Source organism: Pyramidobacter sp. YE332 (genome assembly GCF_033060595.1).
Taxonomy (GTDB): Bacteria; Synergistota; Synergistia; order Synergistales; family Dethiosulfovibrionaceae; genus Pyramidobacter.
Genome location: NZ_CP133038.1, coordinates 1,457,856 through 1,470,956 on the forward strand (window position 1 = coordinate 1,457,856; position 13,101 = coordinate 1,470,956).

Annotated in this window: 13 protein-coding genes and 1 tRNA gene; 5 read left to right on the forward strand and 9 right to left on the reverse strand. The window is 58.8% G+C overall.

Annotated elements, in window-relative coordinates; genetic code table 11:
* The first annotated feature begins 443 nt into the window (after positions 1-443).
* Positions 444-1,301: a MurR/RpiR family transcriptional regulator gene (locus tag RAH42_RS06870; RefSeq protein WP_158606259.1), complete on the forward strand. Its 858-nt coding sequence runs from the start codon at positions 444-446 to the stop codon at positions 1,299-1,301.
* 66 nt (positions 1,302-1,367) lie between these two features.
* Here the strand turns inward: RAH42_RS06870 and RAH42_RS06875 are convergent, their stop codons facing one another.
* The 6 genes from RAH42_RS06875 to iorA form a co-directional block, all read right to left on the reverse strand.
* Positions 1,368-2,339 carry a 2-hydroxyacid dehydrogenase gene (locus RAH42_RS06875; protein ID WP_317539119.1) on the reverse strand — a complete coding sequence of 324 codons (972 nt, stop codon included), beginning with the start codon at positions 2,337-2,339 and terminating at the stop codon, positions 1,368-1,370.
* A gap of 22 nt (positions 2,340-2,361) precedes the next feature.
* Complete coding sequence (locus tag RAH42_RS06880) at positions 2,362-3,348, reverse strand: 4-hydroxy-2-oxovalerate aldolase (protein ID WP_120372110.1); 987 nt, start codon at positions 3,346-3,348, stop codon at positions 2,362-2,364.
* A gap of 91 nt (positions 3,349-3,439) precedes the next feature.
* Positions 3,440-4,753: a sodium/glutamate symporter gene (locus tag RAH42_RS06885; protein WP_120372109.1), complete on the reverse strand. Its 1,314-nt coding sequence runs from the start codon at positions 4,751-4,753 to the stop codon at positions 3,440-3,442.
* Positions 4,754-4,982: 229 nt separating this feature from the next.
* Positions 4,983-6,320 (reverse strand): acetyl-CoA hydrolase/transferase C-terminal domain-containing protein, encoded by a 1,338-nt coding sequence (locus RAH42_RS06890; RefSeq protein WP_317539120.1) that lies wholly within the window; start codon positions 6,318-6,320, stop codon positions 4,983-4,985.
* On the reverse strand, positions 6,317-6,910 hold the full coding sequence (locus RAH42_RS06895) for an indolepyruvate oxidoreductase subunit beta (protein WP_120372107.1): 594 nt from the start codon (positions 6,908-6,910) through the stop codon (positions 6,317-6,319). Before RAH42_RS06895 ends, RAH42_RS06890 begins: the two co-directional genes overlap by 4 nt.
* Positions 6,907-8,700: an indolepyruvate ferredoxin oxidoreductase subunit alpha gene (gene iorA, locus RAH42_RS06900; protein WP_317539121.1), complete on the reverse strand. Its 1,794-nt coding sequence runs from the start codon at positions 8,698-8,700 to the stop codon at positions 6,907-6,909. Before iorA ends, RAH42_RS06895 begins: the two co-directional genes overlap by 4 nt.
* Before the next feature lie 142 nt (positions 8,701-8,842).
* Between iorA and RAH42_RS06905 the strand changes: the two genes are divergently transcribed.
* Positions 8,843-9,727 (forward strand): LysR family transcriptional regulator, encoded by an 885-nt coding sequence (locus tag RAH42_RS06905; RefSeq protein ID WP_317539122.1) that lies wholly within the window; start codon positions 8,843-8,845, stop codon positions 9,725-9,727.
* 299 nt (positions 9,728-10,026) lie between these two features.
* On the opposite strand, the gene RAH42_RS06910 is transcribed toward RAH42_RS06905, so the two are convergent.
* Positions 10,027-10,125, reverse strand: a tRNA-Sec gene (locus RAH42_RS06910).
* A gap of 127 nt (positions 10,126-10,252) precedes the next feature.
* On the opposite strand from RAH42_RS06910, the gene RAH42_RS06915 reads away from it, so the two are divergent.
* From RAH42_RS06915 to RAH42_RS06925, 3 genes are read left to right on the forward strand one after another with little or no spacing between them, the layout of a single operon-like run.
* The gene (locus RAH42_RS06915) at positions 10,253-10,999 is read left to right on the forward strand and encodes a helix-turn-helix domain-containing protein (RefSeq protein WP_317539123.1); all 747 of its coding nucleotides are present in this window, start codon (positions 10,253-10,255) and stop codon (positions 10,997-10,999) included.
* A complete protein-coding gene (locus RAH42_RS06920; RefSeq protein WP_317539124.1) occupies positions 10,977-11,162 on the forward strand; it encodes a hypothetical protein in 186 nt (61 codons plus the stop codon). The genes RAH42_RS06915 and RAH42_RS06920 overlap by 23 nt, the downstream gene beginning before the upstream one ends.
* Positions 11,126-11,653 carry a hypothetical protein gene (locus tag RAH42_RS06925; protein ID WP_317539125.1) on the forward strand — a complete coding sequence of 176 codons (528 nt, stop codon included), beginning with the start codon at positions 11,126-11,128 and terminating at the stop codon, positions 11,651-11,653. The genes RAH42_RS06920 and RAH42_RS06925 overlap by 37 nt, the downstream gene beginning before the upstream one ends.
* Before the next feature lie 176 nt (positions 11,654-11,829).
* On the opposite strand, the gene RAH42_RS06930 is transcribed toward RAH42_RS06925, so the two are convergent.
* Positions 11,830-12,216 (reverse strand): J domain-containing protein, encoded by a 387-nt coding sequence (locus tag RAH42_RS06930; protein ID WP_120372105.1) that lies wholly within the window; start codon positions 12,214-12,216, stop codon positions 11,830-11,832.
* Positions 12,217-12,230: 14 nt separating this feature from the next.
* Positions 12,231-13,070 (reverse strand): purine-nucleoside phosphorylase, encoded by an 840-nt coding sequence (locus RAH42_RS06935; protein WP_317539126.1) that lies wholly within the window; start codon positions 13,068-13,070, stop codon positions 12,231-12,233.
* Between the last annotated feature and the right edge of the window lie 31 nt (positions 13,071-13,101).

The following is a 13,101-nucleotide window of genomic DNA, read 5'->3' on the forward strand; positions in this document are numbered from 1 at the left end:
AGGGCGGCAAAAATTTTACGCTTCTATTACTCCTTTACCTCATATAACCTAATATTCCCGATTTGACGCAGAGACCAGCAGAAGGAATACAAAGACGCCAAAGACCATGTTGGAATTGAACGGTATTTTGGACTCTGCAAGCAGAAGAGATTTGTGCTGGGAGTGTTCCGCAACCAACTGACTTGCCGAGACGATACTGAGCTTTCTTGTCCTGTCTGTTACCACGATGAACGTTGACACATTGATAAAAGTTTTTCTCTTGAGAAGCTCCAGCCGCAGATTTTTGCTCTTATTTTCGACTTGGCGCCAAGGCGCAGGCTCATTCAGAGAACCTTCTGTACCTCTGACCGTTTGAGGGGCTTTTTATTGAGCTAATATCATACAAATTCCAGCTTAACAAATCATGTTATAATAAAGTATTTCAAATGAAAGGGGATAAGCGCGTGGAAAACGTCATCGCCGAACGTATCAAAAAAGCGAAGCTGACCAGAGCGCAAGTAAAGATCGCCGAATATATCATCGCCAATCCGGAACTCGCCGGCCGCAGCTCGTCGCTGGAAGTGGCTCGCGCTGCCGGCGTCAGCGACGTATCGGTGACACGTTTTGCGCGCGCGATTGGATACCCAGGCTTTACCGAACTGAAAAACGACATCTACGATCGCATGGTCGAGCGCGCTACCCAGGGCGTCAGCCGCCTGTCGTTGGACGAACGTCTTGAGGCGAATCGGGCTAAATTCGGCAGCGATGTCTCTCGTGAGGAATTTCTGAAAATACAGACGTATAACCTCGAGAGAACAATCATGCAGAATTCCGAGGAACTGTATGACAAGTTTGCGAACGTGATCCTGAATGCGGATATATGTTTCGTTGCCGGTTTCCGCGGCTGCTATGGCACCGTGCATCATTTCTCGTGGATTTTAAGCATCCTTACCGGCCGTATCTGCCGAATCATCGACGAGAGCGTCGGCGGCATCGACCAGATGCAGCGGACGACCGAGCGCGACTGTGCCGTGTTCTTTTCGGCCAGCCGCTATTACAAAAGCGATCTGCGTCTGGCCCGCCTGGCAAAAAGTCACGGCGCAGCTGTCTGTCTGATCACTGACAGTATCCTTTCGCCGCTGGCCTCGTGCGCCGACGTCGTGCTGACAGCCGAGGTTCGGCAGGCAAGCTTTTTCAACTCAACCACGGCGATGAACGCCGTTGCCGAATATCTGCTCATGCTGCTTACGCCCTGCTGTCTCGACCGCTACCGGGCGCACGTACGCGAGCGCGACGAGTATACCAAGGATCTGCTGATATGACACAGAAACGCAAAAAGCGGAAGAAACTCTTTCGGGAGTCTCTTCCGCTTTTTTCTGCACAGTAGGTTAGGCTTTCAGGTACTGTTTATTGACGAGACAGCGCGGGACGACCTCCTCACCGCGTTCAAGACGCTCAATGTTGTCGAAGATGCAGGCGGCCATGTTGACGATATTATCCTCGGTGTTGCCGCCGACATGCGGCGTGAGCAGGATGTGAGGTTCCGAGAAGATCGGGTGATCCGACGGCAGCGGCTCGCCCTCCACGGTGTCGAGGGCCGCACCCCAAATGCGGCGTTCACGGACGGCGGCAAGCAGTGCATCCGTATCGACGATGCCGCCACGAGCAGTGTTGACGAGCAGGGCGTTGGGCCTCATCATAGCGATGGCCTTCGCGTCGATCATGTTGCGGGTGCTATCAAGCAATGGCATGTGCAGGCTGATGATGTCGGAGGTCGCGAGAAGCTCTTTAAACGGCAGGAACGTGACGTTCAATTCGCGCTCGACTTCCTCGGGAAGACGGAAGACGTCGTAATAAACCACCTCTGCTCCGAAGCCCTGGAGGATTTTCGTCAGCTTGCGGCCAATAGCTCCCATGCCGACGATGCCGACGCGGCGGCCGTTGATCATCCACGAGTCGGCGATCAGGTAGCTGCCAAGCAGTTTTTCATGTTTGGCGTCGTCAATGTGCTGCAAAAAGTGACGGAATGCTGCGAGAATGAGTAGCGTCGCCATCTCGGCGACGGGCTGCGCGTTCATGCCTGCCGTGATCGCCACGCGGATACCGCGTTCGCCGGCTGCCTTGACATCAACGTCGTTATAGCCGACGCCCCAGCGGTGCAGCATGCGGGCATTTTTCAGGCCAGCGATATGCTCCGCGTCCATGGCGGGGCCACGCAAAACGATATAGGCTGCATCGTTGTGCTTTTCGAGGTCCTCGTAGGTAGAACCAAACGCCAGTTCATATCTGCCCGCGCTTTTTTCCTTAAAGTATTCGACACCCTTGGGCGCGAACGCGCCAAACATCAGGATCTTGTTCATAAGAAAAGCAGTCCTTTCTTTATTAAAGCCTTCCGGCGACCTGCTCCATCAGCTCGCGCGAGGGCTTTTTCATGTCGAGCCTCGAGGTCTCAATAATCAGCTTGTACAGGTCCACGCCCTTTTCGGCGGCAACTTCTTTGAACAGGGGGATGTAGTGCGAGTGGCAGCCGGAGTAACCGAGTACGACGTCCAGCGGCATGGCCGGCGCGCGGTAACCGTAAGGCTTCATCGCGGGGGCGAGTTCGTTGTCGATAAAACGGAACAGCCCGTACATATCGATGCCCGTCTTGTAACCGGCACGGTCGAGCGCAGCGACGGCCGTCTCGGTAGCAATGTTGCCGGCGCTGCGGGCCATGCCCATAAGGCCGCAGTCGATGATCTGCGCACCGTTTTCGGCAGCCGCGACGGCGTTGGCAACGGCGCAGCCAAGGTTGGCGTGCCCGTGGAAACCAACGGGGATCTTCACGGCTTGCGAAACAGCCTTCGTGTAAGCCGCCGCCTGAGCGGGCAACATCATGCCAGCGGAATCCATGATGATGAGCACATCAACGCCAGCCTTTTCGAGCAGCTGCGCCTCGGTAGCCAGCGCCTCAGGCGTAAGCACGTAGGCCTTCATCATCGCGAAGAACGCCTTCATGCCCGCGGCTTTGACCATTCTCACGGCGTTCACGGCCTTTTCGCCGTCGCCAGCGTTGATGCCGACGCGCAGAAACTTCAATCCGGCCTTCGCCGCTTTGGCGACGAGCCCTTCAGTCGCGTTTGTCGCGCCGAGGAACATGCCGACTTCGGTCTTGTCCACGAACGGCTTTGCCAGTTCGAGATACTCGTCGTCCGTGCAGGGCGCTTTGACGCCCTTGTCGTACGCTCCCATGCCGGCGCAGTTGCCCATCTCGACGATCATCACGCCGTTTTCGGTCAGGCCTTTCAGCATGAGCGTGGTCAGTTCGGCAGAGAAACCGGCGCCCACGACGTTGCCGCCGTCGCGCAATGTGCAGTCCATAATTTTCATGTGTTAAGATCTTCCTTTCTTGATCTTGATCCGAAAGATTTTTATAAAGCAGGCTCGCGAAGAAAACCGCTGTTCCATGTCCGGCAAAACGTCAGTTTTTCTTGATGAACTTCTCGCCGATGACGAGCAGAATCACGGTCAGGATGCCGCCGATGGCGACGGGATACCAGATCGACTGAACGGTGAGAATCGGCACGATCGCCACGAGCGTCGAAGTGACGGGCGTGAAGCAGCTCATCGCGACGCCGAAGCCTTCCCACGCCGGCGAGTTGCGCGTGTCGGGGTCGGTGCAGCGAGCTAAAGCCAGACCGCTGGGGGCCGAGCCGGTGCCCTGACCAAAGAAGAGCAGCCCCGTCTCAAGCCAGTTGTCCTTGAACCAGCGCTTGGTCAGGAAGACGCAGATAAAAATCATCAATACAATGATCGCGAGCATATGAATCAAAATGGGAACAAGGAACGACGCGACCATTTTCAGGTTAAGCGTGGCAGTCGCCGCGCAGATGCAGATTTCCAAAGCGACGCCCGAAATGTTGCCGATCGCCTTTTTGTCAGCGTAACCGTCGATACGCAGCTTGCACATCAGAGTCCAGATGATGAGCGCGCCGACGATGCCATAAAGGAACACGGGGATGTTCTTCGCGCCGGGGACGTAGGTTTTCAGTGTCGTAAAGAGCACCGTGCCCAGCCAAATGCTGACAAGTACCAGCGCCAGCTGAAGCGCCAGGCCGTTGAGCGCGTCGCTCGCCACCGTGGCGCTGCCAAGCGATTTCTGCTTTTCAACAGGAATGGGACCGCTAACGACATCAATCTTGCCCGTTGCGCCTTTTTCAAGGCTTGTCGCGTAGCCCTTACGCACGCCCCAGTTGACGATCGTCATGCCGACGACCATAGCGACGATCAGACCGAGTGTGGCCATGATGATGCCAAGGTCGAGCATTCCCCGCTGAGCTTCGCCAAGCGACTCAAACAGCTTTCCGGCAGAAGCCGCAGCGCCGTGGCCGCCCCAGTAGGTATATGCGGCCATCAGGCCCCATCCCTTGGGCATCATCGGCCAGAAAACGCTCAGGGCCATGCCGACGAGTGTGCCGACGAACATCTGCGAAAAGTATGTCAGACCGTCGACGACAACGGAACCGACGAACTGCTTGATGCGGCTTTTTTCAATCTTTGTGCCGAAGATAATACACGTCAGCACGACGGTGATCATTGGCGTGGGCATTCCCGAGAACCCCTTCGGGATCTCCATCCAGCCGAGCACCTGCGGCCCAACAATGAGCGCTACCACGCCGCCGATCAGACCGGCGGGAAGGAACAGCTTCTGCAAAGGTTTCACCAGCTCGCGCAGCGCTAGACCAACCAGTAAAAACAGAGCCAATACCGATAAATCATTAATAACGGCACTCATAAGATTTCCTCCCTTACAGATTTGTTGTTATTACGACATATATTATATTAATGTCGTAACAACTTCAATAATGATAATCGAATGAAATAACTCCGTCAAGGAAGTTTTTTAATGTATACATTATACTTTAATGATGCTCCAGCGCTCATTTTGCGGATAAAGTAAACAGCGTCTGCTGCGCAATGAAGATACGCACGGCAGACGCTGTTCTGCTTTTTTGAAAAAACTTTTATCGTTTCGCGCTCGCTCGCCAGATGTTCTGCTTCCGCGCGGCGGCGATGAGTTCGTCGCGGAAGTCGGGATGGGCGATCGAGATCAGACGCTCGGCACGTTCCCACGCGGAAGCTCCGGCCAGGTTGACGGCGCCGTATTCGGTGACGATGAAGTAAGCCTGGCTTCTGGGGTCGGTGACGATGTCGCCGCAGAAGTGCGGCACGATACGCGACCTGCGCTCGCCGGTTTGGGTCATGAACGACGAGGTCATGCAGATGAAGGCCGCTCCCCCGCTCGACATTGCGGCTCCCGTAAGGTAGTCGAGCTGTCCGCCGGTGCCGCTGATGTGGCGCAGGCCGGCGGACTCGGCGCCTACCTGGCCGTAGAGGTCGGCTGAGATACAGCTGTTGATGGAGATCATCCGGTCGTTGCGGGCGATCACGGCAGGATCGTTGATGAACTCAAGCGGCTCGACGACGACGCCGGGATTGCGGTCGACCCAGTCATACAGCCTCTGCGTGCCGAGGATGATGCCAGCCACGCCTTTGCCGCGCTGAAAACTTTTGCGGCGATTGGTCAGCTTGCCGGCTTCGTACAGGTCGAGGTAGGCGTCGCCGCACAGTTCGGTGTGCATACCGAGGTCTTTCAGGCCGGACTTTGCGATGAGCGAGCCGACGGCGTTCGGCATGCCGCCGATGCCAAGCTGAAGCGTGGCGCCGTCTTGGATATATTTCGCGATGTGAGCGGCAATTCTTTCGTCTTCGACCGTTGGAACGGGAGCGGGCAGTTGCGGCAAAGGGCCGTGCGGCCCTTCGACAACAAAGTCGGCCTCGCTGATGTGGACGCTCTCGCCGAAGCCGCCGTAGACGACGGGCAACGACTCGTTCACTTCGAGGATGACGACGTCGGCCTTTTCAAGGATGGGACGTCCCACGCCGGCGGCGCACGAGAGGTTGAAATATCCGTGCTTGTCCATCGGCGCAACGCTCATCATGGCGACGTTGACGGTCAAAAACTCACGGTAGTACCAGGCGAGGTTGCGGAAGACCATGGGGATGTAGCTGCACAGTCCGCGGTCGCACAACCTGCGCTCGTAACCGGAGCAGTGCCAGCTGTTGTAGGTGAAGTGTTCGCGCGCAGGGTCGCTTTCGGCGGTGCGCAGCGGCCCGAAGATGAGGTTGCCGCGGATCTTCACATCCGTCAGTTCCTCGCGACGAGCGGCAAGGGCGGCGTCGCACAGCGCGGGGAAGCCGACGTTGGTGGTGTAGTCCACCCAGTCGCCGCTTTTGACGATCGACACGGCCTGCTGCGGCGTACGCAGTTTTGCCCGGTACTCGTCGAAAACGTTCATCATGCTTTCGCGGCGGCGAGGTTCAGCCCGGCTTCGAGACAACGCAGGTTATCCTCGAAGAATTTCGGTTTGACGCAGCCTCGAAGCGCCTGCGTCCAGTCGGCTCCGTCCACGCCGATGGCGGAAATCAGCGCGCCCAGCAACACGACGTTCATGCCGCGGGGCATGCCGAGGTCGGAGGCAATCTTCACGGCGTCGATGGCGAGGGTGTCGGCACGCTTTTTCAGCTCGTCGACGATGCCGTCGGGATACTCGCACTCGCCGCTGAGGACGGGCAACGGGGGCATCCGATACGTGTTGACGATGACTTTGCCGCCGGGCTTGAGGAACGGCAGGCAGCGCATCGCCTCCATCGTCTCGAAGGAAACGAGCACGTCGGCTTCGCCCTGGCCGATGAGGGGCGACCAAACCTTTTGACCGTAGCGCACCTGCGTGGTGACGGAACCGCCGCGCTGGCTCATGCCGTGGACTTCGCTCATCTTCACGTCGTAGCCGGCGTCGATGAGGCCGGTGGTGAGCACTTTGCTGGCGAGGATGGTCCCCTGTCCGCCGACGCCGACGAGGATAACGCTTTGGGTATCGGGCCTTTTCATGCTTTTTTCGCTCCTTTCACGATGGCCTGCTGGGGGCAGACCTGCGCGCAGACGGTGCAGCCGACGCACTGCATGGGATCGATGGCGGCCTTTCTCTCGCACGTGTCGAACGAGAGCGCGGGGCAGCCGGTGGACAAGCATTTCTTGCAGCCGATGCACTTTTTTCGGTCGATCGTGCACTGCGCCGGCGTCATGCGGAACTCGCGACGATCCTCGGCGGACAGGCGCTTGAGCACGCACGGCCAGCGCGTGATGAGCACGACGGGGCCTTCGCGCACTTCCGTATAGGCCCAGTCGAGGGCCTTCTTCATCTCGTCGAGGTGGAGCGGGTTGACGGTGCGCACGCGCTCGAGCCCGAGGGCGCGGACGATCGTCCCGACGTCCATGATGGTGGCCGGCTCGCCCTTGAGCGTGTAGCCGGTGCCGGGATTCTCCTGATGCCCGGTCATGCCGGTGATGCGGTTGTCGAGGACGCAGCAGATCAGGTGCGAGTCGTTGTAGATGACTTCCTCCAGCGCGTTGATGCCAGTGTGGAAGAACGTGGAATCGCCCATGCAGGCAACGACGGTCTTGTCCTGGCCGCTGAGGGCGAACGCCTTGCTGAGTCCGTGGCCGACGGAGAACGCGGAACCCATGCAGTTGGCCAGGTCCTTGGCGTTGAGCGGCTCGTTGCCGCTGAGGGCGTAACAACCGATGTCGCCGACGATGACGGTGTCCTTGCGCTTGGCCGCCTCGTAAAAAAAGCCGCGGTGCGGACAGCCGGCGCAGAGCGCGGGCGGACGGGGAACGACGAGCTTGGGATCGCCCTGTACGCCGCGCGCTTCTTCGCCGAGCAGCGCCTTGCGGATAATGTTGGGGTTCAGTTCGTCGATGGCGGGGATCTTCTCCTTGCCGATGCAGTCGATACCGGCCGCCTTGATCTGGTTTTCCATGTACGGGTCGAGCTCCTCGATCACGTACATCGTCTCGACGCGGGCGCGAAACTCGCGGATCAGGTCGATGGGCAGCGGGTTGGTGAGTCCCAGCTTGAGGTACGATACGGCGTCGCCGAACACCTCTTTGGCGTACTGATACGAGACGCCGCTGGTGACGATGCCGACTTTCCTGCTGCCGCTGTACTCGGCGCGGTTGTACTTGCAGTCGTTGGACAGCGCCAGCAGCCTGCGGTCACGCTCGGGCATCTTCAGGCGGTTGCGTTTGGCCGCGATCGGCACGTCGTCGAACTTGGCGCGGTTCTTGACATAGGGGATGGCGGCGAAGGGATACCGTTCCCCCGGCTCGACCAACGACTTTGAGTGGCACACGCGCGTGGTCATGCGGAACATCACCGGCGTGTCGAACCGCTCGCTCAGGTCGAAGGCGTCGCGGAACATGTCCTTGGCCTCCTGCGAGTCGGACGGCTCCAGCATGGGAATCTTGATGAACGGTGCGTAATTGCGGTTGTCCTGCTCGTTCTGCGAACTGTGCATGCCCGGATCGTCGGCGGTGACGAAGACCATGCCGCCCGAGACACCCATGTAGGCGAACGTGAAGATCGGGTCGGCCGCCACGTTCAGTCCCACGTGCTTCATCGCCGCCATCGAACGCACGCCTCCCATCGACGCGCCGATGGCCGCTTCCATGGCCACCTTTTCGTTGGGCGCCCACTCCGCGACGATTTCCTTGTACGTTCCCACGTTCTCCAGGATCTCCGTGCTCGGAGTGCCCGGATACGCCGAAGCGAACGCCACGCCGGCTTCCCATGCCCCGCGCGCGACGGCCTCGTTGCCCGACATCAGCTGCTTTGTCACTTGAATCCCCCCGTTTGTTTTTTGCGAATATATTATTTTTGATGTTATTTGTATTTTATAAAAAAGCTTGAAAAAATGGAAATACTTTTCTATAATGGCGCTATAAGAAAAACAAATAACCACGGCACAAAGGGGGATCGTGGTGACGATCACGCAGATCCTGTACGCGCTGGCGGTGGAACAGCACTTGAACTTCTCGGCGGCATCGCGGGCACTGTTCGTGTCACAGCCGGCGCTGTCGCTTCAGATCAAGGCGCTGGAATCGGAGCTGGGCTGCAGGCTGTTCGAGCGCACCACACGTGGCGTAACGCTGACGGCGAGCGGGCGCGCCTTCTGCGAGGCTGCCCGGCCGCTCGCCGTCGCATGGGCGGACTTCAAATCGCACATCAGCGGGACGACGGTGGCGCGCGTCCTGCGCATCGGCCTTGGGGCGCGCGTGTATTCCAACCGACTGTTCAGAAAGATTGTCGCGTTTCTCGACAACCACCCCGAGATCGAAGTGTCGTTCGTTACCGAAGCAGGCCGCGACTTTTTGAGCGACCTGCGCGAGGGAGCCCTCGACCTGGCGCTCGACCGTTTACCGCCGCCGTCGCTGCTCGACGGTGCGGAACAGTTCGCAAGCTGGACGCTGATCGAGGAGCCGCAGTGCATTTTGCTCCCCCGAAGCGATCCTCGCGCGCAAAAAAATGAATTCCGCTTTTCCGAACTGGAGGATTGCGCCATCATCACCAGTCTGGAAAACACGATAGAAGACCGCACGCTGCACTATCTGTGCAGGAAGCACGGCTTCACGCTCAACCGCCTCTACCGCTCCGACAGCATGAAGACGAACATGGACCTGCTGAGGAGCGGCAAGGGCGTAATCATTGGCCCAAAATCGTTCGCCAGCTATTTCGGCGTGGCGGCTGTGCCTCTGTCGCCGTCGACGACCGCGTCGCTGGATTTTATCTGCCTGAAGAAAAACGCCGACCGGCCGGAAGTTTCGACGCTGCGAAGATATCTGCAGAAGCTGTGCGCGGTCCGATGAGCCCGGGAACGTTTCCGACGCCGGTTCTCGCGGAACATCGGGGCCGGGAAACAAAAAGACGGTGCGGCGCTGCGCGGTTCCCCTGCCGTCGTCACCCCCCAACGCACGAATTGAAGCGGGCAGGACGAGAAATATCCTGCCTCCCGCGCATGAGAAACAAGACCGCAGAGCTTTGGCGAGATTCAATCGTTCTCCGCTGATACCGGCACTGACAAGTATTTCTCCAGACAACAAAAAAATCGCGAAGCCCTCATTTTACAGGCTTCGCGATTTATTTTGATTCATTGATTTTCTCGTTATGGCGGAGGCGTGTGCGAATCGAACACACCAAGGACGATCAGAATCGCCCCTCACGCGGGTTTGAGGCCCGGGGCAGCCACCGGACTGCATCCGCCTCCGCAACGTGGAGTATTTTACTCTATTCTCCCTCTTTAGGCAAGCCGCTTTTTTACAGAATGTCGTTGTTCAGTGATAAAGTCACCCATAACTGTTCCAAGAAAATGTCACTCTGAGATAATACCGTTCATGAAACAGGAGCGAATGACATTGTCACAAAAGGAACTGGATCGTATCAGGATTATCGGAGCGCTTGTCGACGGACGCATGACGAACAGGGAGGCGGCGGAGAAGCTGGGGCTCTGTCAACGGCAAATCATCAGGATCAAAAAGAGGTTCGTCGTTCAAGGGGCGGCGGGGCTTGTTCACGGCAACCGCGGCAGAACGTCTCGGCGCAGGATCGGAGATGAGGTTCGGGAGTCGGTGCTGAAGGCGTATGAGGAGGTCTATTACGATTTCAACTTCTCTCACTTTGCGGAATGCCTGAACGAACGGGAGGGGATCGGGATCAGTCGTTCGAGTGTCGTCCGCATTCTGAAGGACGAGGGGATCAGGAGCAAGAAGAGTGTGCGGCGGCGGCCGAAGCTTCACCGTTCCCGACCGCGGAAGGTGGCCGCGGGGATGTTGTGGCAGACTGACGCCACGTCGTTTGAATGGTTTGGCAGGGGGAACGGGCGTGCGACGCTGCACGCTTATATTGACGATGCGACGGGGATCGTGACTGGCGCCTGTTTCACTGAGAACGAATGTATGGCGGGCTATGTCGCCGCGCTGGGGATGGGGATCGAGGGGTATGGGCTGCCGATGGCGATTTACAGCGACCGGCATACGATTTTCCGCTCTCCAAAGGCACGGGCGCAGGATGATGAGGATCGGATCGAAGGGAATGAAAAAAATGAAGGGAATGGAAGGAATGAAGGGAATGGAAGGGAATGAAGAAAATGAAGGGAATGAGGCGGGGAAGGAGGAGCCGTTAAGTTGTTTCGGACGGGGGCTGAAGGATCTTGGGATCGGGCAGATCTTTGCCTTGACGCCGGAGGCGAAGGGGCGTGTCGAACGTCTTTGGAACACGATGCAGGACAGGCTGCCGGGGAGCTGAGGCTGCTTGGCGTCTCGGATATCACGGCGGCCAACGAGGTTTTGCCCAAGCTCATCGCCAGGCACAATCGGAAGTTTGCCGTCACGCCGGCTGAGGGAGAGGACGTTTATGTGAAGCCGGAAGGAAAAGTCGATTTGGATTTTCTCTTTGCGCGTCGCGAATCTCGCAGGACGGATCACGGCGGCATGATCTCCTACGGAGGTCGTCGGTACGTTCCGGCGGCGGACGATTGCCTCGGGATGGCCAAAACGACGGTTGAGGTGCGTGAAACGTCGACCGGGCGGATCTGGGGTGTTTCCAAGGGCAGACGGATCGAGATGAAGGAGGTTGAAAGTCAAAAACGAGTCAACTCCGATGAGGCATCGGCAAAGAAACGGAAAAGCGGGCTTGTGAAAGCGCACAAGCCCGCTCCGGACCACCCTTGGCGGCATGGCGTCGTCAAAAGGCAGGGATATCATAGCACATGTCGGGATAAACGTACGTTCGCGTAGACGTTGTTATGGCGGCACGATGGGGAGTTCTTTCGAGGTGTCTTGCTGTGATGGGAGTGTGAGGGGGTGACTTTTTCAATGAGCAGTTATGGTGACATTTTTATTGGCTATTGACAGCCGCTTTTTTACAGAACTCCGGACGTTTTTGCGCGGCGGATTTCAAACGGCCCGGCGGCTTACATGCCGCGCAGGCGTTTCAGTTCCTCGTAGGCGCCCTGGATCTGTTCGAATTTCTGCGCCGCCAGGCGCGTGAATTCGGGGTCGTTCAAACCGGCGAACTTGTCGGGATGATATTTGGAGATGAGTTCCCGATAACGCGCGCGGATCTCGTCGTCGCCGGCGCTGCGCGGCAGGCCGAAAACTTCGTAAGGCGAACGCGGAGCGCCGCCCGGCGCGGCGGGATCCGCAAAGCCGCGCCCGCTTTCCCCGCCGCGCGGCCAGTCGCGCCGCGGACCGCCGCCGCTTCCCATGCGGCGGAACAGGTCGGCGAAAAAAGAACGCATCAAAGCCAGAAAGAGCAGCGGCACGATGAGGCGCTGAACGATCTTAAACAGGAATCCCATTTTGCCCTTTCGGCTTAATCCGCCCTGCCCAGCAGCTCGAAGAATTTGCCCACAAGCGTCGAAATGCGCGCGGCGGCGCGCCCCATCTCGGAGAGCACCTCTTCTTCCGACAGCCTGACGGGACGCATGCCCGCCGCCAGGTTGGCGACGCAGGAGACGCCGCAGACTTCCATGCCCATGTGGTTGGCGACGATCACCTCATGCACGGTGGACATGCCGACGAGGTCGGCGCCCATGGCGCGGGCCATGCGGATCTCGGCCGGCGTCTCGTACGAAGGGCCGGCCAGGCCGATGTAGACGCCGCGGCGCGTCAGCAGCCCCAGCGATTTGGCGGACTCTTCCAGCAGGGCGACGAGGCGGCGGCTGTAAGGCTCGCTCATGTCGGGGAAACGCGCTCCCCACTCGGGATCGTTGGCGCCTCTCAGCGGATTCATGCCGGTCAGGTTGATATGGTCGGTGATCAGGGCGATGTCGCCGTTGGCGTACTCGTAATTGATGCCGCCGGACGCGTTGGTCACGAGCAGCGTTTTGACGCCCCACTGGCCGAAGACGCGGATCGGGAAGGTCGTCTCCTGCGGCGTGTAGCCTTCGTAGCAGTGCAGGCGTCCCTGCATGACCACCACCGGCACGCCCGACAGGACCCCGCAGACGAGGCGCCCGGCGTGCCCCGGCGCGGTCGATGTCTTCCAGTGCGGGATCTCCGCGTAGGGAATGACGACGGGGTCTTTCACGGCTTCGGCCAGCATGCCCAGCCCGGAGCCGAGGATTAGCGCCGCCCGGGGGACGCGGCCCGCTTTCGCTTTGATCGCTTCCAGCGCTTCCGTCACCTGGCGGGCGTATTCTTTCATGTCCATAGGGATTCTTCCTTTCTTGCGCTCGGCGTCC

Excerpts from the sequence above, each read along its gene's own strand:
- RAH42_RS06875 (WP_317539119.1), bottom strand. The coding sequence starts at position 2,339 with ATGAACAAGATCCTGATGTTTGGCGCGTTCGCGCCCAAGGGTGTCGAA.
- RAH42_RS06880 (WP_120372110.1), bottom strand. The coding sequence starts at position 3,348 with ATGAAAATTATGGACTGCACATTGCGCGACGGCGGCAACGTCGTGGGC.
- RAH42_RS06885 (WP_120372109.1), bottom strand. The coding sequence starts at position 4,753 with ATGAGTGCCGTTATTAATGATTTATCGGTATTGGCTCTGTTTTTACTG.
- RAH42_RS06890 (WP_317539120.1), bottom strand. The coding sequence starts at position 6,320 with ATGATGAACGTTTTCGACGAGTACCGGGCAAAACTGCGTACGCCGCAG.
- RAH42_RS06895 (WP_120372107.1), bottom strand. The coding sequence starts at position 6,910 with ATGAAAAGGCCCGATACCCAAAGCGTTATCCTCGTCGGCGTCGGCGGA.
- RAH42_RS06915 (WP_317539123.1), top strand. The coding sequence starts at position 10,253 with ATGAAACAGGAGCGAATGACATTGTCACAAAAGGAACTGGATCGTATC.
- RAH42_RS06920 (WP_317539124.1), top strand. The coding sequence starts at position 10,977 with ATGAAGGGAATGGAAGGGAATGAAGAAAATGAAGGGAATGAGGCGGGG.
- RAH42_RS06930 (WP_120372105.1), bottom strand. The coding sequence starts at position 12,216 with ATGGGATTCCTGTTTAAGATCGTTCAGCGCCTCATCGTGCCGCTGCTC.
- RAH42_RS06935 (WP_317539126.1), bottom strand. The coding sequence starts at position 13,070 with ATGGACATGAAAGAATACGCCCGCCAGGTGACGGAAGCGCTGGAAGCG.